This is a genomic window from Bacillus sp. CGMCC 1.16607 (genome assembly GCF_042683745.1).
Classification (GTDB): Bacteria; Bacillota; Bacilli; order Bacillales; family Cytobacillaceae; genus Pseudoneobacillus.
In genome coordinates, this window is sequence record NZ_JBHUJX010000022.1 from 132,598 (window position 1) to 151,269 (window position 18,672).

The following is an 18,672-nucleotide window of genomic DNA, read 5'->3' on the forward strand; positions in this document are numbered from 1 at the left end:
TTCACTCCCTAAATGACATATAAAAATACGGAGAAGAAGTGGGCTAAGGTACCTAACATAATAAATATATGAAAAATTTCGTGGTAGCCCATATACTTTGATTTTAAAAATTTCGGCTTAGCCCCATAAATCACTCCGCCAATAGTATAAAGGATTCCACCAAGAATCAAAAGGAAGAGCCCATTAGAGTTTAGTTGATCCGACAGTGGGGAAGCAAAGAAAATAATCATCCAACCCATTGCAATATAAAGAGCAGTAGACAACCATCTCGGACAGTGGAACCAGACAAGTTTAAAAATTACCCCGAATATGGCTATCGCTGTCACAATAGAAAATAATACCCAACCCGTCACGCCTTTTAAACTAATAAGACAAAAAGGAGTATATGTTCCAGCGATTAAAACAAAAATCATCGAATGGTCAAGTCGTCTTAGGAAAGCAATTACTTTATCCTTTGCGATTACCATATGATAGGTGGCTGAGGCTGAATAAAGCAGTATCATACTGATACCAAAAATAATAACCGCTGCAATGGAAAGTGGTGATCCGGTTGTCATCGAAGATTTTATGACCATCGCAATCAAAGCGACGAAAGATAATAAAGCTCCAGCAAGATGGGTAAGTCCGTTGATTGGTTCGCGCATATAGGTATTCATGCTAACACTCCTTTATGTAGTTTTTAATACTACTTAGAATAATACATATATGTTATGATGTAGTCAATTACTATTTTTTTAGGTATAATAGGTTTTATTAATGAAAGATTGAGGGAAGTTATTTATGAAAAATATGAATGAACAAATAAATGAACTTGGTTTAGAAAGCAATCTTCGAATAGATGAAATACCAAAGCTTGATTTATACATGGACCAAGTCATCCAGCTTTTTGAGAATAAATTTGCTGAATCGAAAAGAAATGAAGATGAAAAAATCCTGACGAAAACAATGATTAACAACTATGCAAAAGGAAAGCTCTTTTTCCCAATAAAAAATAAGAAATATTCAAAGGATCATCTCCTCCTCATTAGTTTAATTTATCAAATGAAAGGGGCTTTATCGATAGGGGATATCAAGGTAACTCTTGATGGAATAAATGAAAAAGTGGTAGAGGACGATCTTGATTTAGAAGCCTTTTATCAAGGCTATTTAAATCTCCACAAAAAAAATGTGGTTCGTTTTTATGAGGAAATAAATCTTCACGCTAAAGAGGTAAATGAAGAAGTAGGGGACATCGGAGATGATAATCCGGAGTATCTTGAGCAAATTTTAATGATCTCCTCTCTTGCAAACATTAGTAATATGTATCGCAGGGCAGCTGAGAAACTTATTGATGAACTAGCTGTTGAAGGAAAGAAATAGCAGGAAAAGGAATGAAGGGTCAAATAAAAAATGCTCAAAGCTTTTATGCTTTGAGCATTTTTTAATAATTGTCTTATACTACAAATACCCTTGTCAGTTGATTAACTTATATAATTTGATAGAAACCCATATAAAAATTAATAGCCATACTAGGATGATAAGTGAGCCAACTACCCAATTTTTAGGTTTCCCTACTTTCATCAGCTCATCTGCCTTTTCCGTACAGTCATCTATTACATTTCGAGGTAACATTTTTAAAGCGAACATAATCCCCAAAGGAACAATAATAATATCATCAAGGTACCCTAAAATTGGAATGAAATCAGGGATTAAATCAATTGGACTAAAAGCATAGGCAACAACACATGCAGTAAATAACTTTACATACCAAACTACACGATCATCTTTATAGGCTAAATAAAGGATAAAGATTTGTTTTTTTAGTTTTTTTGCCCAAGCTTTTATTTGGATAAACATTTTTGAATTTTTCATAGCTTTGCGCTAAAATCGGTCTAAAATACTTAACTTTTTATTAAACAAAATGGCGGAAATATCCATTGCCGCACTATCAACATTCTCCATTACATTATTACTAAGAACGATGATTGTGTATCCTTGATCAGGAAAGTAGCTCATAATGGAGCGGAACCCATTGATGCCGCCATTATGCCAATGGACTTTTTCTCCAAACATCTCCGTATTGATCCAGCCATAGGCATAATCATCTTTTTCGGGAGTGAATAGTTTTTTTAGCGATTCTTCATTTACTATTTTCCTTTCATAAAGGGCTTTATCATATTTTAGTAGATCGTTAGCTGTCGAAATAACCATCCCAGCAGCATACGGTACACTGTTATCAATAAATTTGTCTTTCTTATATCCTTTGTATCCAATTGCTAAATTCTTCGCATCGTCTCGGTTTGTCGTTGTTTCATTCAATCCTGCAGGTTTAAGAATATTCTCGGCCAAAAATTGCTCATAAGACATTCCAGAAACTTTCTCGATAATCATCCCTAGCAATATATAATTTGAGTTGCTATACTGAAATTTTTCGCCAGGCTCAAACTCTAGTTTTTCTTTATCAAACCATTTTACGATTTTTTCAGGAGTTACCTTCTTATTCTGCACAAATTTCCCAGCTGTATAATTGTAAATACCTGAAGTATGAGTTAGTAAATGGTGTAACGTAATATCCTTACCCCTTGGAAAATCAGGTAGATAATCCGCAATGGGGTCACTTGTTTTTAATTTTCCTTCTTCTTCAAGCTTCAAAATTGCTGCTGCTGTAAATGATTTTGTAAGCGAGCCAATTTGATATTGAGTGTGCTCATCGTTTTTTATTTTTTTCTTATCATTGGCGAAGCCGTAGCTCTTATCAAATATGATTTCATCTCCCTTTGTCACAAGTACGGTTCCACGAAAATCCTCTTTATCCTTTATATACTGTGAAATTTTTTCTTCGGTATTCCCTTCATATTTATTTGGGTTAAATGACATGACCACAGATAGCGTGATGATAAACCCGACAATAATAAGGACAATAGCAATTCCCAAACCTATTAATATTTTTTTTGCCATACTATGTATCTCCTCTCTTTATAGACAAATGGTTTACGTTTGAATGAACAACAAGGTTTCAATTTCATAAAAAAACGACCGTATACACGATCGATTCTTATTATATACTACTTTTCTCAGCCATTCCTTTCTTAGGCCATATAAAGTTGCTAATACCTATGACGAAATCCACCCCAAGAACAAGAGACCATATTTTTAAAATTCCACTTAAAGCTTCTGTCCTAAAGGGATCATTGATGAAATAAACAGTTCCAGCCAGCAACCCGGCTCCAATTAAATAGGCGATGAGATGGCGACCCCAACCTTTCATATAATGAATCGCATACTCCATTCCAAATCGTTTTGTTGGTTTTGGACCTTGCTTTGTAACGTAATATTGAAACCGTTCATCAGCCCAATCAATCATGCTTTTTCCAAACGCAATCGACACCCCAATATACACCGCAGCAATCGCATGAGCTTGTGTAGCTGTTGACCCACGGTAAAGGTCGATACTAGTAATAGCTAATAAAATAAGGTCAATGACTGGTGTTAACGCTAAGAAAATGATTCCTAATTTATTTAATTTGAAAATATATCGCAGGACTAAACCAAGTATAATGACAATCCAAAACGCAATTTCACAGGCAACAATCATCCAAGCAATCGTACTCAGGTGGAACACCTCTTTTCAAATCCAATTTTACCATCATTTGTAATCTTGAGAAATAGATTTTTAGCAATAATGGAGGAGTTATAGAAAGGTTGATAAACTGATAGGATGATTGATAAATAAATTTCTTGATTTTTCGAATAAAAAAGTTAAAACTTTTTCCTAACTCAAAAGTCTAATACATAGTACAACGGGTAGTAAGGGGGCGATAATGTGAATGTAGATGACCACTTAGTCCAAAAAGCCATCGATGGAAATGATGAGGCTTTTTTGGAGTTGATGCAAGCATACAAACTTGATTTATTTCGTACGGCGCTCTCTTTTTTTCGAAAAAAGGAAGACGCACTTGAAGCGATACAGGAGGTAACTTACCGCGCATACAAAAGTATCCATACGATTCGAGAGACATCTTACTTTAAAACATGGCTTATTCGAATCATGATTAATTATTGTAATGACCAGCTGAAGAAGAATAAAAGAGTAGTTCTAAGTGATGAAATTTTTAATATCCAGGGAACAAGCGAGAACCATGAAGGAATGGAACTTAAGGAAGCAATGCTAGACTTGGATGATCGTTCGCGTGAAATTTTAACACTAAAATATTTTCATGATTTAAAAATAAAGGAAATTGCGAGTTCGATGCAATGTCCTGAGGGAACAGTTAAGACTTGGCTGAACAAAGCCTTGAAATCGCTTCGTGGCAAGCTGGAAGAGAAAGGTGGAAATCTCCATGTATAAAAAAGAAGAAGAACAGCTAAATGAGTATAAAAAAATCTATGACCAAATACCTGTTTCGCTTCAATCAATAGATGACGCCATCCTAGCTGGTTACCAAAGAGCGAAATTTGAAGGCAAACAAAAGCCTAAACGAAAAAAATGGTTATTTAGTTTGGCAGCTACTGCTCTTTTACTTATTGGATTCTTTACCACGATTCGGCTTTCTCCAGCGTTTGCTAATTATATTACGGTCATTCCTGGTATGGAAAGAGTAGTGGAACTCATCCGACATGATAAAGGGATAATGCTAGCAATCGAAAATGATTATTATCAGAAGCTCGGGGCTTCGGAGGAAAAGAGTGGTATACAGGTTACCATTGATGGTGCGATTGCAGATGAGGATGGAATGGTTCTATTTTATAACGTGAGGTCAAAGGAGAAATATAAAAATATTTATGTAGATAATGCCTTTGTGAATAGTATAAATGGAGAAAAATTAAATCTGTCTTCTGCATCCTTTGGTTCAACTTATTTTTCTTTTGCGGAAAAATCCTCATATAATGGAACGCTAGAATACTATTATCAAACACCTTTTAAGACGAAAGAGCTAGAGCTATCTTTAGAAATAAAAGGCGATATTTCAGAAAAGTATAAGATCCCATTTACACTTGTTAAGGATATTAAACAGAAAAAAACGTACGAATTGAATAAAACGGTTGAAATTGCAGGGCAAAAAGTCACATTTATTAGTGCAATCGTCCAGCCATTAAGGGTAGCCGTTCATGTGAAAAAGGATCCTAATAATACAAAAAAACTGCTTAATTTTGATGACTTACGGCTTGTAGATGAAAATGGCGAGTCATGGAACAAGATTACCAATGGTACAACGGCAAGCAAAATTTCCGATGATGAGGAGATCATTTACTTACAAAGTAACTATTTTCGTCAACCAAAAGAATTATACCTTGCTTTAAATAAGGTTCAAGCCGTTGATAAAGGGGAGGAATACGTAGTAGTCGATGTGGAACAAGGGGAAATCTTGAAACAGCCTAAAGGAAATCTTTTAAAAAGTGTAAAAGTGAGTGGAAGCTATATCGATTTTACGATGGCTGCTAAAAAAGATTTCCCTTACTTTCTGTTTAGTGAGATAAAGGACGGTAAAGGAAATGAAATACAATCAGAGTCCTCCTTTTCTCGCGGTCTAGGGGATGAAGAAGAAAAATCGTTCGGAGTCAATATACCGGGATTGAAAAACCAAGAAGGGCCAATATCCTTAAAGTTATCCTTTTTTCCTTCATGGATTGAGGATGATGTGAAAATTAAAATTAATTGAATTTGAGAGTGTTAGGAAACTTGAAATTACCTAACACTCTTTTTTTGATGGTAAAGGAGGTTTTGATCTAGAACAGATCGAACATAATAGAAAAGCTGAAATTTAAAAGAGAATTTGATAAGCGAGGTAAATAGATGACAGCGTACATTGCATTGCTTAGAGGGATTAATGTGGGTGGACATAATATCATTAAAATGGCAGATTTGAAGAATCTATTGGAAAAAAACGGGCTACATCATGTGAAAACCTATATTCAGAGTGGGAATGTTTTATTTCATTCGGAGGAAGCTACCGAAGTTTTGAATCGAAGATTGGAGGCTGAAATTGAATCCGTTTTCGGGTTTCGAGTCCCTGTTATATTAAGAACGGCAAGTGAATGGGAACAAATCATTGCGAGTTGCCCTTTTTCATTTGATACTTTGTTAGAAGGAGAGAGTATTCATGTTTCTTTTTTAGAAGGAGTGCCATCCCAGGAAGGCTTGAACCAATTACACATTTTCAAAAGTGACATAGACGAGTTCAAGATTGAAGGGAAAAATATCTATTTATATTTCCGTCAAAGTATTCGGAAATCCAAGCTTGCCGTTCATCTTCAAAAAATAGGGGTTCAAGGAACAGTTCGGAATTGGAAAACTGTCATGAAGCTAGCTGCAATGGCAGAAGAAGTGAGATAATAGCAAGATTCGTGTGAAGATTGGTTTACTTGCAGTTACGGCAGAAAACTTGACCTTAAAGATAATTAATTTGCAAGTAGAGCAGTTTTATAGATGAAATGAGAAGGGAGGCGGAGGAGTTGCGGCAAATTATTGCTCTTGGTGGTGGCGGCTTTTCGATGGAGCCTGATAACCCTTTGCTAGATTTATACATTCTTGGACAATCAAATAAATCTAAGCCAAAGATTTGTTTCATCCCAACAGCAAGTGGAGATTCAGACAATTATATTTCAAGATTTTATCACAGCTTTGAAAAACAAAACTGTCATTCTTCCCATTTATCTTTATTCAAACCTCCAACTAGGGATTTGGAAGGATATATTTTAGATAAAGATATTGTATATGTTGGTGGGGGAAATACAAAAAATTTATTGGCATTATGGAAGGAATGGGGGCTTGATTCCATAATGAGAAAAGCTTGGGATCAAGGAATAATCTTAGCCGGTATTAGCGCAGGATCCATTTGTTGGTTTGAGGAAGGTGTGACAGATTCCTATGGTGAAGGACTTGAACCACTAAGGTGCCTAGGTTTTTTAAAAGGAAGCAATTGTCCACATTATGATGGGGAAGCAGAGAGACGGCCATCCTATCATAAACTCATTCAATCAGAAATGATAAAAGCGGGTGTGGCTGCGGATGATGGGGTCGCAGTCCATTATATTGAACAAGAATTAAGTCATATTGTTAGTTCAAGACCACGAGCAAAAGCTTATAAAATAATACATTCTGATCATGGAATAATTGAGGAAGAGATTCCAACTCGATATTTAGGATCCATTTAAGTAAGGATTTTTGCAATCAAAAAAAGCAGCAATCTCAACTAGGTAGCTGCCTTTTCTACTATTACTGATACTTTTTCACAATTTCCTGAAGTTTTAATGCAAGTCCAATTTTTCCTTCCACTTTCAAACCACCTGTCATAAAGGCCATTGTTGTGTTCAAATCATCCTTTAATAGTTTAGAAAAATTAGTTTCTGGTAGTATGAGAGTGACCTCTGGTTCATGAGGAGCTCCTTCTTCCACTTGAACTTTTCCATCCTTCAATACAATCTGAAGCGAACCGCTCTCCTTCAAGTCTATTTGAAAGACTCGATCCTTTTCATTTTGAATATGCTCTGGATTCGCATTCATTTTATCGACTAATTGCTGAAGTTCTGATTTAACGGTCATTTATTAAGTCCCCCAGTAGAATAAAAGTACTATTATACTACTTCCACTTAAATAGAAGAAATCCTGCAAATATCCTGAATTGTGATTCATTTTTTTGTGTAATGGTTTTCAGATATTTTCGAAAAATATCAAAGCCATATACTGAATATGGTAATATAAACATATAATTACAAAGTTATAGGGGGCTGAAAGGAATGTTAAATGAAATAGTATGGGGATCGCCAGGTAGTTTATTATGTTTAGGTGTTTTCTTTGCGGGATTAGGAGTATTTATTAGGTTATCAAGATTCACAGGTAAATAGACTAAGAACTCTAGTAAAAAAAGGGATCAGCCCTCTAACAAAACAGGGACTGATCCTTTTTATTGGTTAATGTGTCATTATTAATGTTAAAGCACTTTATCCTTACCATAGAGCTGTCTAAGATTTATGTTATTTATCGTAATACAAAATCCCCTGATGTAATATCAACGATCAATTTGTATTCACCAGTGCCAATTTTTCCTCTGATTTCGTCTTCAGTTTTTTCTTCATAAGAAACTCCGTCTAATGAGACTTTACCATCTCCAGAAGTTGCATTAAAATCAATTGCTAAAGATTCAGGTTGTTTATCAAATTCTACCGTTACATCCCCACTAGTAGCTTTCGTTTCAATATTTCCGAACACTTCTTTATTATGAATGTTGATATCACCAGAAGTAGATACGATTGAAATATCCCCTTTGACGTTTTTGAGATCAATGTCCCCGGATGTAGCATTAATATTGGATTGTACACCATCTATGTCTTTGGCACTTATATCACCAGAGCTTGTTTCTAAAGAATATTCTTTCGCCTTTAATTCCTTCAAATCAATATCACCTGATGATATATCGACATTAATAGAATCATAAAGCTTTTCTGGTAGGTAAATATCGATATTTGTATCTATAATTAGGACTCCAATATTAAATTTAATTTGATCTTCACCATCTAAACTTATTTTTAGAGTGTCACCTTTCTCTTTTACATCTAAATTCAACTTTTTCTTTAGTTTTTTACTAATTTTTCCGTTTAGTTCAACTGTAATCTCTTTATCTGAAGTGGAATGGACAGTCACATCTGTTGATGAAAGTTCCACCTCGATATCGGAAATATTCTTATTATTAACCACAACTTGATCACCTACATTATAGGTATCTAATGAAAAGCCACCTGATGCACTCACTGAGATGAGTGTTCCAGCTACTCCAACAGAAAATAAAAATAACATACTATAAACTATTTTCTTCATGCCGCTTTATCTCCTTTTACCATTTTGACATTGAATTTTATATAACGAAGTACTACTTTATAGAAAAACTTTCCTACATGAATCATTCCAATACTCATGAGCACCCCTAAACTAAATGAAGTTAGGGAAACAAAGAAGTTTACTGAAAAGGATTCGTAGCTATATCCTAAGAAATAGGAACCTAGGATTGCGATTGGGAAAACGGTTAATCCAAAAGCAGCGGCACAAAGTCCAACATATGCACCAAAAAGTCCAGCAACAGGTCCAAGAATAAAAACTAAGTTAAAAAAACTAAGACTGATTGTCGCCACTATCGCACGGAACATATTAGTTGGTGTTTGATCTTGCTCCGCCTTGCCGATTCGGTAATCCGCTAGTAAGTCTCGTGCAATCATATATGGATCTCCAAGCTCTGCGATGAGCTCAGCCTCACTTTTGCCATTTGCCAGGCCAATTTCAAAATGTTCTTCGTAATCATAAAGCATTTCTTTTCGATCATGTTCAGGTACTTTTCCTAATAAATACTCTAATTTTGCTAAAAATGCATTAGATGCCATGATTCATTCCCTCCTCGATAAATTGATTCACCGCAAACGAAAACTGCTGCCACTCGTCAACTAAAATATTCATGTATTCTTTTCCTTTACCTGTTAACGAATAATATTTTCTGGGAGGTCCTTCTGTCGATTCTGCTAAATAAGTTGTTAAAAAGTCTTCTTTCGTTAATCTTCTTAGCAAAGGATAAAGGGTCCCTTCTGCCACTTCAATCTTATTGGATATATTTTGAGCTAATTCATACCCATATTGATCTTTTTTCGAAATGAGTATGAGCACACATAATTCCAAGACACCTTTTTTAAATTGAACATTCAAGGAATAATCCTCCTTCTGCTTAGATAGCTACAACACTCACTACTGAGCGATGTATAATAGCTGGTGAAAAAAAATAACATTTGCTTCCACATTTAATATGATAATACACAGTACTGAATAATGCAAGGTACTAAATATAATTTTTTTTAGGATAAAAGTAATAGTCAATTATCACTATATTCAGAAAAGTGGAAAAACCCAATGCTAACCTTTGAATTAGTACATATAATAGCAAGAGGTTGTATTGTTCTCTAATGGGAAAAAAGTTACATATTGAGGGGATGTGTGGATGAATATGTCAATTTCTGAGATTAAAGGAAAGGCTTTAAAATCCCTACGAGGGAAGTGGGGGTTAGCTGTAGGGCTAACGCTTCTAATATTCATAATTAATTCGATTTTCCCATTAATAATCGAAGCAATCATTAGTGGAGGATTTACAAACTGGGTAAATCAGGAAGGGACTTCCGTGGGTGGGTCGTTTTTTAGCATGATCCTTTCCATTGCTTTAATCCCATTTACCATTGCTGTTTCTTGGTTTTTTCTGGGTGTCGCCAGGTTTGAAGAGGTGCAGATCACGGATGTCTTTATGATCTACAAAGATGGAAAAAGAGCATTGAAACTAATAGGCACGTCTATTCTTGTAGGGATTTTTACCTTTTTATGGTCCTTATTATTGATTATTCCTGGTATCATTAAAAGTCTCTCGTATTCTCAAACCTTCTTATTATTGAAGGACCACCCTGAATTGACTGCTCTTGATGCGATTTCGGAAAGTAGAAGACGAATGAATGGTTACAAATGGAAATACTTTCTCTTAAACTTAAGCTTTATAGGCTGGGGAATTCTATGTATTTTTACTTTGGGAATCGGGTTATTATGGCTTTCTCCTTATGTCTCAACGTCTGTTGCTACTTTTTATAATGAATTAATCAAGCCACAGGGGAACGTTACTAAGATTATAGAGGAATAAAAAATGAGCCTCCACTTTAGTGGGGGCTCTATTTAAAAGATAAGTATAACATTTACGGACTTCGAAAATTGTCCAGCGCAAGCGTCCTTGCCCCTCGAGGTCAAAAGCCACTCCATGAATGAAGGCAAAGAGCGCCTTCTTTCATGGATCGACTTTTGCTTGTCGGGCAGAACGAGCTGCTTCCGCTTTTCTTGTTAAGCTCTTTGTTCAAACAACTGGACAACTTCTATAATCACTTTGGTAGCTTTCACCATATTGTCCACAGAGATAAATTCATATTTACCATGATAGTTTTCGCCACCTGTGAAAATGTTAGGAGTCGGAAGTCCCATATAGGAAAGCTGTGAACCGTCTGTACCGCCGCGAATTGGCTTGAAAATCGGTTCGATGTCTAACTTTTCCATTGCTAGCTGAACGATGTCGACAATTTCTTTTACTGGCTCAATTTTTTCACGCATGTTATAGTATTGGTCCTTTATTTCTAATAAAATATTGCCTTCACCGTACTTGCTTCGGAGTTCCTTCGCAATGGTTTCGAATTTATTTTTCCGAGCTTGGAAGTTATCTTTGTCAAAGTCGCGGATGATGTAAGAAAGTGTTGTTTTTTCTACATCACCTTGAAATGAATTTAAATGGTAAAAACCTTCGTAACCTTCAGTAGATTCTGGTGCTTCTTCCACAGGTAGATGACTATTAAATTCCATGGCAATTTTCGTGGAATTAACCATTTTCCCTTTTGCCGTTCCAGGATGAATATTTGTTCCTTTAATTGTAATCTTGGCAGCAGCTGCATTGAAGCTCTCGTACTCTAATTCTCCTAGTGGCCCACCATCCATCGTATAAGCGTATTTCGCCCCGAAAGAAGCGACATCGAATTTATGAGGTCCTCTTCCAATTTCTTCATCAGGAGTAAAGGCGACTCTAATTTTTCCATGCTTAATTTCAGGATGTTGAATAAGATAATCCATGGCTGTCATGATTTCCGCAATGCCTGCTTTATTATCTGCACCAAGAAGGGTCGTACCATCCGTAGTAATTAGAGTGTGGTCATGATAATTGGACATTTGTGGGAAATCCTTTGTTGAAAGAACGATATGTAGATCTTTATTTAAAACAATATCCTCGCCATCGTAGTTCTCAACGATTTGTGGCTTTACATTTTTGCCGGTAAAATCAGTTGCTGTATCCACATGTGCCAAAAATCCGATGGTTGGCACATCTTTTTCTGTATTGGATGGAAGGGTTGCCATCACATAACCATTTTCATCCATTGTCACATCAACCATACCAATCGCTTTCAACTCATCTACGAGCATTTGTGCAAGAGTGAGTTGTCCAGGTGTGGAAGGACAAGTTTCACTATCATCATTAGACTGTGTATCGACAACAACGTAGGAAGTTAATCTCCTAATTAGATCTTGTTTCAATTTGCATTCATCTCCTATTCATAATCTTTATTTAAGTTTATCATAAGTGTAATGAGTTATTAATTTTAACTATCGAAACTTAAGGAGCTGATTGTAGTGAATGTAAATAAAATATCACCAAAAGAACTGTATGAAAAGATGAAGAAGGATAATCCTGTTTTTCTACTTGATGTGAGAGCCTCGGAAAAATTCGATGCCGACCATATTGAAGGAACAACACGAAATATCCCGAAAAATATCATTTTTGAAATGGATGAAAAAAGTGCCCAAGCTGTTGAATTGCCAAAAGATGAAGAAATTGTTGTCACATGTACTACTGGAAATTCTGCGGCTAAATGTGCTGCCATTTTAGCAGAAAAGGACTATAATGTTTTAGTGTTAGAGGGTGGAGTAACCGCTTGGAAGGAATACGTAAAATCCCTTTAAAATTATATACTGATTGGAAGTTATGATTTCATGCTGCACAGAATAAACAAACAAATTGAAAAAATTATGCCACTGGTCACCCCGGCAAGTGTCGTTCTAGGGGTGTTACTCTCGGCTTATATTAAGGATTTCTCCTATTTAATTCCATGGATCTTTGCATTTATGACTTTTTCAGGAAGTTTAGGCTCTAACTTTCGTTCCTTGAAGGATGCGGTTTTACATCCATTACCGATTCTAATTGCATTAGGCTTGTTGCACATCATCATGCCAATTTGGGCTTGGGGAATCGGACATATTGTTTTTAATGAAGATATTTTTACGATCACGGGAATTATACTCGGAATGGCTATTCCAACTGGAATTACTAGTCTTATTTGGGTTTCTATTTACAAAGGGAATATTCCTTTTACTCTATCACTCATTCTAATCGACACTTTACTTTCGCCTATTATCGTACCTTTTACGATCTCACTCATGGTTGGGCAAAAAATTGAGATGGATGTACCTAGCATTATGACTGGTTTGTTAGGAATGATCGTTCTCCCTTCCTTAGCTGGTATGACGATCAATCAATGGACAAAGGGCAAAGTGAAAGAGATTTGGAGTCCGAGACTAGCGCCAATTTCTAAAATTGGTCTTGCAGTTGTCGTTATGTTAAATGGTGCCGTTGTGGCACCTCATTTACGAGTGATTAGCGTAAAACTCATTGTCATCGCGATTGTTGTATTCGTCATTGCTATGTCTGGATATTTTCTTGCTTTTGTTTTAGGAAGAGTGTTTAAACAAGATCAAGGAACAGTGATTGCATTGATATTTACAGGCGGAATGAGAAACATCAGTGCAGGAGCGGTTTTAGCCGTTTCTTACTTTCCACCTGCAGTTTCGGTTCCAGTTGTTGTGGGGATGCTATTTCAACAAATACTCGCATCACTTAGTGGATATTTATCGGATCGGTACTATCATCAAAGAGTCTCAAAACAACAACTCAATATGTAAAATATGTATGATACTTGGGAGGAGTGTTTTTATAGCACTTCTTTTTCTTTTAAATTAAGAAACCTTTTCAAATTTTTTCCGTATAAAAAAGCGGAGGGGAATGCAGATGTCACTAATCTCAATAAATATTAAACAAGCAGGCTATGAAAAAGATGAAGCAATGATTCAGGATATACAGTTTTCAGTAGAAAAAGGTGAACTCATCGGTTTAATTGGGGCAAATGGTGCGGGGAAGAGTACAACGATAAAAAGTATTCTCGGATTAATTCCTTTTATAGAGGGGGAAATTATAAAGAAGGAGGAGACCATTACCTCTTATCTTCCTGAGAGACCAGTATTTTATGATGACTTAACCTTACAAGAACATATCGATTTTATTGCAGCTGTTGAGCAAATTACAGATGAAGAAGTAACTGACCGTGTCATGCCATTATTAAAAAAATTTAAAATGGCCGAACATATTCATGAATTGCCTGCCACCTATTCAAAAGGAATGCAGCAAAAAGCAATGATTATATTAGCCTTGATGACTCAACCTGAGATACTTATTATCGACGAGCCGTTTATTGGGCTAGATCCAATCGCCACAAAAACTTTATTAGAAATCATTCAAAAGGAAAGAGATCGTGGCGTTGGTATATTAATGTGTACCCATGTATTGGACACAGCTGAAAAAATTTGTGATCGTTTTGTGTTAATAAATGCAGGTCACTTAATTGCAAATGGGAAGCTAGAAGAATTCCGTACAAGCTGTAAAATGCCAGAAGCTTCTCTTTTCGATTGCTATCATCATTTAATAGATGGTGATAGTGATGAATAGTTTTCTAGTATTTATTGACCGAGTGAAACGAGATTATTTATATCAATATCGTATCATTAAAATCGTTTTAGACTGGACAATTATGTTATATTTAGTAGTTCCAAGTTCAATTATTGCTATTTTTATTTATCGTTCTTGGTGGTTGGAACTTCCAACATGGAGTGAATACTTGTCTATTTACATACTTATTTCCATTGCTTTTTTAGTCAGTTGGGCTGGGAGTTTTCGTACTTTTGTTAAAGAAGCAGATGGGATCTATTTTTTAAAACATATAAAGAAATTTTTGAATATGAAGAAATGGGCATTTGCCTTTTCGTTAGGGAAAGCGGCTTTTCAAATTATTTTGTTTGTCATCGTTGCTCTGCCCTTTTTATTTCATCGTTTTTCATACGATACTTTAGAAATCGTAGGATTTTCGTTATTTTACATCGGCCTAACTTTTTTGATTATTTGTATCAAAACGGTATTCATTTCTAGATTTACGGGTTGGATAGAAAAATTTATCTTGTGGTTGATTGTGATTACCTTATTTTTATGTAATATGTTCTTTTTCTCACCCCTAGTATTTCAGCCAGTATATTCATTCGCTTTAGCCATTCTATTTATAGGTATATCACTGGCACTTACGCTCCCAAAGGTGTCTACAACGAGAAATTTCCAAGAAGAAGTAAGAAAAGAAAATGAAGAACGATTACGTTACTTGAATATTATATTCAGAGCATCTCCAGAAATTGAAAAGACAAAAACATCAAATAGGAAAAAGCCATTACTATTTCGTCAGTCTAAGAGAGTCTTCAAGAAACGCACAGCACAGAACGGTTTTATCGAGCTATTTTTAAAAATGATTGGCAGGAATTTCGCGTATTTAAAGGGGTACTTTCAAATGATCGGGACAACTGGCGTGGCCATAGTCGTATTACCCCCTGTTCTTTTTAAGATCATTATCTTAATTGGATTCTCTCTTTTTATTTTGTATTGGATAAGCAATTTATGGGATAAACTCATTTTAGCGCATCCTAATAGTAAACAGTATGTGAGCCATGAATCATATTATCAGGCTAGATTAAAAGCGAATCTATTTTTTTCGATTCCAGCGATTTGTTGTGTCTCGATTATTTTTCTCGTAACCATGTTAATCAAATAATCCCGATAATGGAAAAGATCCACGTAAAGTTGGTCAACTTTACAAACAGAGTTGGCATATTCTTTTTAAAAAAATCAAATTTGTTGTTGACAATTTTTAAATAGGTATTATAGAATCAACAGTATCATAATTAAATCTTATCCAGAGAGGTGGAGGGAACTGGCCCTTTGAAGCCTCGGCAGCAGACTCCTTTTGAGAACTGTGCCAATTCCAACAAGCGTAAAGCTTGGTAGATAAGTTAAGAGATGTCATCTTCCGTCCCTTCTTATGTTATCAAGTTAACATAGGAGGGATTTTTAATTTATATAAAAAAATAAAATTTTCTTATCAAGAGAGGTATAGGGACTGGCCCGATGACACCTCGGCAACAACTCATTCGTGAGAACTGTGCCAATTCCAGCAAGCATTTAAGCTTGATAGATAAGAAGAGTTAGATCACTTTGACCTCTTCTTGCCGTTGCCAAGAAGAGGTTTTTTATATGGAGGGTAATATGAAAGAGATTAATCAAAAAACTTTAGATCATATCATTGATACATTAAAAAAATTAGAATTCGGATCGGTAGTCGTTACTGTACATGATGGAAAAATCACTCAAGTTGAATCGACTGAGAAAAGACGGTTTACAGATAAAAAGATTGATTGAAGTAGGTAAAATGATAATGGAAAGTGAGTAAACACGTTCCAATTTAAGAACTAAATATTCCCGGGCTGACTGGACGACCAGAGGCCCCAATAAGACTTACATAAAGTATGTAAGCCTTATTGGGGCCTTTTTCGTTCAAAAAAGAAGGGGTTCTATTACATTTTTGGAGGTGACATAAATAATGGGGTAAGAATTCATTGTGCTGTTGGAGACACTGGAAAAACAGTAGCGGCCCGACTGCTACCTGGCACTGACCTGATAACAGGAATTGAACAGGTATGCAAAGAAAATGGGATAAAATACGCCTCTATCTTAAATTGTTTTGGCAGTTTATTGCGATCGGGATATTTTTATTTAGTCCCGAAGGTAAATTCGAAGATTGGTGCTGGATATGGTGAACTTAATGAAGTGGAAGGTCCAATTGAATTTTTGAATGGAACGGGTGTGGTTTGTCAGCGTGACAACCAATATGAAGTTCATATTCATGGCACGATGTGTGACCATAAAGGAAATGTTTTTGGTGGACATCTTGTAAAAGGGAAAAATCAAGTTCTGACAGTCGATCTTGTCCTGGTCGAAATAGAAGAAATGGCCCTTCTGCGCCAATTTGATGATGAGACAGAAGGCAACCAATTCTATCCAGTCAAATTGGGTGAAAGTGAAACGACATATTTAAAAAACAAACAGGAGGAAAGCAAATGAAAAAGCTAGCAATCATTTTATCTTTAATACTATTAGTAGGAGTTCTTGGAGCATGTGGAAAAACGGCTTCTGGGGATGGGAAACATTTAAATGACAAGAAATTAAAAATCGGAGTGACTTCAGGGCCACATGAACAAATTGTTGAAAAAGTAAAAGAGGTTGCTGCAAAAGAAGGCTTGGAACTCGAGCTAGTCGTCTTTTCGGATTACATTATGCCAAATACTGCATTAGCTGAAGGTGAATTAGATGTAAACAGTTATCAACACAAACCGTTCTTAGAGAAATTTAACGAAGACCATGATACCGAATTAGTAGAAGTAGCTAAAACCATTCTAAACCCAATGGGAGTGTATTCTGACAAGTTTGCTAGCATTGAAGACCTACCAAAAGGAGCGAAAGTAGGTTTACCTAATGATCCTACAAACGGAGCACGTGCTTTATATATTCTTGAAGAAGCAGGAATCATAAAAATTAAAGAAGATAAAAGAGAAACAGCTTCGATCTATGATTTAGAAGAAAACAAGCTTGATTTAGAATATATTGAATTAGACGCCGCTCAAATTCCGAAGCAATTAAGTGAACTAGATGCAGCTGCCATTAACACGAATTTTGCTTTAGAGGCTGGACTAAACCCGAAGAAGGATTCCATCCTTTTAGAGTCAACGAATTCACCATATGTTAATTACCTTGTAGTGCGTGAAGAAAACAAAAATGACCCAGTACTAAAAAAGCTTAAAAAGGCTTATCAGTCTGAAGAAGTAAAGCAATTCATCGAGAAGACATTTGGTGGTTCCGTCATTCCGAGCTGGGATTAATAAGAAGAGGTGATTCATCACCTCTTTTAAAAAGGGGGAACAACAACATGATTATATTAAAGAATATTTCCAAGAAATTTGAAACGAAAAAAGGGATTGTAGAAGCCGTAAAAGATGTTAATATCCACGTCCATAAGGCAGAAATTCATGGTGTGATTGGCTATAGTGGTGCAGGAAAAAGTACCTTGATTCGCTGTGTTAATTTACTTGAAAAACCAACGAGTGGTCAAGTTTTTATAAATGGAGAGGAAATTACCACTATATCTGCTAGTCATCTACAAGAAAAAAGAAAGAAAATAGGGATGATCTTTCAACATTTTAATTTATTAAAAACAGCAACAGTCTTTGATAATATTGCTATTCCATTAAAGCTAATGGGAGTGAACAGGGAAGAAATTCAAAGTCGGGTAAATAAATATTTAGAAATAGTAGGATTATCAGATAAACATAATGCCTACCCCGCCCAGCTGTCAGGGGGGCAAAAACAACGTGTCGCCATTGCAAGAGCCCTTGCTGGGGAGCCAGAAATTTTATTAAGCGATGAGGCTACAAGTGCTTTGGATCCTGAAACAACGGATTCCATTTTGGACTTATTATTGAAAATTAATCAAGAATTAGGAATTACAATCCTCCTAATCACACATGAAATGAATGTCATTCAAAAGATTTGTGACTACGTATATGTTATGGAGAACGGTGAAGTAATTGAACAAAACTCTGCTATTAACTTGTTTACAAAGCCCAAAAAAGAGACGACGACGAAGTTTTTAAATACGATCTCGCAACGAAAGTTATCCCCTTCATTAATCAAACAATTGAAAGTGAAAGGTTCGGTGCTACGACTTACTTTTGTCGGGGAATCAACAGGGCAGCCGTTACTAGCTTTAGTAAGCAAACAGTTTAACGTCAAACCCAATATTTTAACAGCTAATATTATTGAATTAAAAAATGGGATTGTCGGTAATTTAGTGGTTCACTTAATTGGAGATCAAAATGAAATCGACCAATCTATACAATTTTTAAAAGAACATGGTGTCGGTGTCGAAGAGTTGGAGGGATAA

23 protein-coding genes and 2 riboswitches are annotated in these 18,672 nt (G+C 35.7%); of the genes, 14 read left to right on the forward strand and 9 right to left on the reverse strand.

Annotation, left to right across the window (positions count from 1 at the left end; all coding sequences use genetic code 11):
- Positions 1-8: 8 nt before the first annotated feature.
- The gene (gene trhA, locus ACFSO7_RS15670) at positions 9-656 is read right to left on the reverse strand and encodes a PAQR family membrane homeostasis protein TrhA (RefSeq protein ID WP_377878268.1); all 648 of its coding nucleotides are present in this window, start codon (positions 654-656) and stop codon (positions 9-11) included.
- A gap of 124 nt (positions 657-780) precedes the next feature.
- On the opposite strand from trhA, the gene ACFSO7_RS15675 reads away from it, so the two are divergent.
- Positions 781-1,359: a DUF1836 domain-containing protein gene (locus ACFSO7_RS15675; RefSeq protein ID WP_377878270.1), complete on the forward strand. Its 579-nt coding sequence runs from the start codon at positions 781-783 to the stop codon at positions 1,357-1,359.
- Between the two features lie 93 nt (positions 1,360-1,452).
- On the opposite strand, the gene ACFSO7_RS15680 is transcribed toward ACFSO7_RS15675, so the two are convergent.
- The 3 genes from ACFSO7_RS15680 to ACFSO7_RS15690 form a co-directional block, all read right to left on the reverse strand.
- The gene (locus ACFSO7_RS15680) at positions 1,453-1,836 is read right to left on the reverse strand and encodes a YkvA family protein (RefSeq protein ID WP_377878271.1); all 384 of its coding nucleotides are present in this window, start codon (positions 1,834-1,836) and stop codon (positions 1,453-1,455) included.
- A 24-nt stretch (positions 1,837-1,860) separates the two neighbouring features.
- Complete coding sequence (locus tag ACFSO7_RS15685) at positions 1,861-2,937, reverse strand: serine hydrolase domain-containing protein (RefSeq protein WP_377878272.1); 1,077 nt, start codon at positions 2,935-2,937, stop codon at positions 1,861-1,863.
- 100 nt (positions 2,938-3,037) lie between these two features.
- Complete coding sequence (locus ACFSO7_RS15690) at positions 3,038-3,592, reverse strand: hypothetical protein (RefSeq protein ID WP_377878317.1); 555 nt, start codon at positions 3,590-3,592, stop codon at positions 3,038-3,040.
- 210 nt (positions 3,593-3,802) lie between these two features.
- Between ACFSO7_RS15690 and ACFSO7_RS15695 the strand changes: the two genes are divergently transcribed.
- The 4 genes from ACFSO7_RS15695 (at position 3,803) to ACFSO7_RS15710 (ending at position 7,134) form a co-directional block, all read left to right on the forward strand.
- A complete protein-coding gene (locus ACFSO7_RS15695) occupies positions 3,803-4,327 on the forward strand; it encodes a sigma-70 family RNA polymerase sigma factor (RefSeq protein WP_377878273.1) in 525 nt (174 codons plus the stop codon).
- A complete protein-coding gene (locus ACFSO7_RS15700; protein ID WP_377878274.1) occupies positions 4,320-5,639 on the forward strand; it encodes a DUF4179 domain-containing protein in 1,320 nt (439 codons plus the stop codon). Before ACFSO7_RS15695 ends, ACFSO7_RS15700 begins: the two co-directional genes overlap by 8 nt.
- Before the next feature lie 134 nt (positions 5,640-5,773).
- Positions 5,774-6,313 (forward strand): DUF1697 domain-containing protein, encoded by a 540-nt coding sequence (locus tag ACFSO7_RS15705; RefSeq protein WP_377878275.1) that lies wholly within the window; start codon positions 5,774-5,776, stop codon positions 6,311-6,313.
- Positions 6,314-6,432: 119 nt separating this feature from the next.
- Positions 6,433-7,134 carry a Type 1 glutamine amidotransferase-like domain-containing protein gene (locus ACFSO7_RS15710; RefSeq protein ID WP_377878276.1) on the forward strand — a complete coding sequence of 234 codons (702 nt, stop codon included), beginning with the start codon at positions 6,433-6,435 and terminating at the stop codon, positions 7,132-7,134.
- A gap of 61 nt (positions 7,135-7,195) precedes the next feature.
- Here ACFSO7_RS15710 and ACFSO7_RS15715 read toward each other — a convergent pair whose 3' ends face one another.
- The 4 genes from ACFSO7_RS15715 to ACFSO7_RS15730 all read right to left on the reverse strand — a co-directional run bounded on the left by ACFSO7_RS15715 (position 7,196) and on the right by ACFSO7_RS15730 (position 9,667).
- Entirely contained in the window at positions 7,196-7,522 is a 327-nt protein-coding gene (locus ACFSO7_RS15715; protein WP_377878277.1) for an SCP2 sterol-binding domain-containing protein, read from the reverse strand.
- 435 nt (positions 7,523-7,957) lie between these two features.
- Positions 7,958-8,794 carry a DUF4097 family beta strand repeat-containing protein gene (locus tag ACFSO7_RS15720; RefSeq protein ID WP_377878278.1) on the reverse strand — a complete coding sequence of 279 codons (837 nt, stop codon included), beginning with the start codon at positions 8,792-8,794 and terminating at the stop codon, positions 7,958-7,960.
- Positions 8,791-9,351 carry a DUF1700 domain-containing protein gene (locus tag ACFSO7_RS15725; protein ID WP_377878279.1) on the reverse strand — a complete coding sequence of 187 codons (561 nt, stop codon included), beginning with the start codon at positions 9,349-9,351 and terminating at the stop codon, positions 8,791-8,793. Before ACFSO7_RS15725 ends, ACFSO7_RS15720 begins: the two co-directional genes overlap by 4 nt.
- Positions 9,341-9,667, reverse strand: coding sequence for a PadR family transcriptional regulator (locus ACFSO7_RS15730; protein ID WP_377878280.1), 327 nt, complete (start codon positions 9,665-9,667; stop codon positions 9,341-9,343). The genes ACFSO7_RS15725 and ACFSO7_RS15730 overlap by 11 nt, the downstream gene beginning before the upstream one ends.
- 289 nt (positions 9,668-9,956) lie before the next feature.
- Between ACFSO7_RS15730 and ACFSO7_RS15735 the strand changes: the two genes are divergently transcribed.
- A complete protein-coding gene (locus ACFSO7_RS15735; protein WP_377878281.1) occupies positions 9,957-10,637 on the forward strand; it encodes a DUF975 family protein in 681 nt (226 codons plus the stop codon).
- Between the two features lie 194 nt (positions 10,638-10,831).
- Here ACFSO7_RS15735 and pepT read toward each other — a convergent pair whose 3' ends face one another.
- Positions 10,832-12,064, reverse strand: a complete 1,233-nt coding sequence (pepT, locus tag ACFSO7_RS15740; protein WP_377878282.1) for a peptidase T — start codon at positions 12,062-12,064, stop codon at positions 10,832-10,834.
- A gap of 96 nt (positions 12,065-12,160) precedes the next feature.
- On the opposite strand from pepT, the gene ACFSO7_RS15745 reads away from it, so the two are divergent.
- From ACFSO7_RS15745 to ACFSO7_RS15780, 8 genes are all read left to right on the forward strand, one after another.
- Positions 12,161-12,490, forward strand: a complete 330-nt coding sequence (locus ACFSO7_RS15745; protein ID WP_377878283.1) for a rhodanese-like domain-containing protein — start codon at positions 12,161-12,163, stop codon at positions 12,488-12,490.
- Positions 12,491-12,520: 30 nt separating this feature from the next.
- Complete coding sequence (locus tag ACFSO7_RS15750; RefSeq protein WP_377878284.1) at positions 12,521-13,486, forward strand: bile acid:sodium symporter family protein; 966 nt, start codon at positions 12,521-12,523, stop codon at positions 13,484-13,486.
- Between the two features lie 106 nt (positions 13,487-13,592).
- Complete coding sequence (locus ACFSO7_RS15755) at positions 13,593-14,306, forward strand: ABC transporter ATP-binding protein (protein ID WP_377878285.1); 714 nt, start codon at positions 13,593-13,595, stop codon at positions 14,304-14,306.
- Complete coding sequence (locus tag ACFSO7_RS15760) at positions 14,299-15,450, forward strand: ABC transporter permease (protein WP_377878286.1); 1,152 nt, start codon at positions 14,299-14,301, stop codon at positions 15,448-15,450. The genes ACFSO7_RS15755 and ACFSO7_RS15760 overlap by 8 nt, the downstream gene beginning before the upstream one ends.
- 134 nt (positions 15,451-15,584) lie before the next feature.
- Positions 15,585-15,690: riboswitch (SAM riboswitch) on the forward strand.
- A gap of 81 nt (positions 15,691-15,771) precedes the next feature.
- Positions 15,772-15,877: riboswitch (SAM riboswitch) on the forward strand.
- A 64-nt stretch (positions 15,878-15,941) separates the two neighbouring features.
- A complete protein-coding gene (locus ACFSO7_RS15765) occupies positions 15,942-16,094 on the forward strand; it encodes a YezD family protein (protein WP_377878287.1) in 153 nt (50 codons plus the stop codon).
- Positions 16,095-16,286: 192 nt separating this feature from the next.
- Positions 16,287-16,796, forward strand: a complete 510-nt coding sequence (locus tag ACFSO7_RS15770) for a PPC domain-containing DNA-binding protein (RefSeq protein WP_377878318.1) — start codon at positions 16,287-16,289, stop codon at positions 16,794-16,796.
- Positions 16,793-17,611 (forward strand): MetQ/NlpA family ABC transporter substrate-binding protein, encoded by an 819-nt coding sequence (locus tag ACFSO7_RS15775; RefSeq protein WP_377878288.1) that lies wholly within the window; start codon positions 16,793-16,795, stop codon positions 17,609-17,611. The genes ACFSO7_RS15770 and ACFSO7_RS15775 overlap by 4 nt, the downstream gene beginning before the upstream one ends.
- A 47-nt stretch (positions 17,612-17,658) precedes the next feature.
- The gene (locus tag ACFSO7_RS15780; RefSeq protein ID WP_377878289.1) at positions 17,659-18,672 is read left to right on the forward strand and encodes a methionine ABC transporter ATP-binding protein; all 1,014 of its coding nucleotides are present in this window, start codon (positions 17,659-17,661) and stop codon (positions 18,670-18,672) included.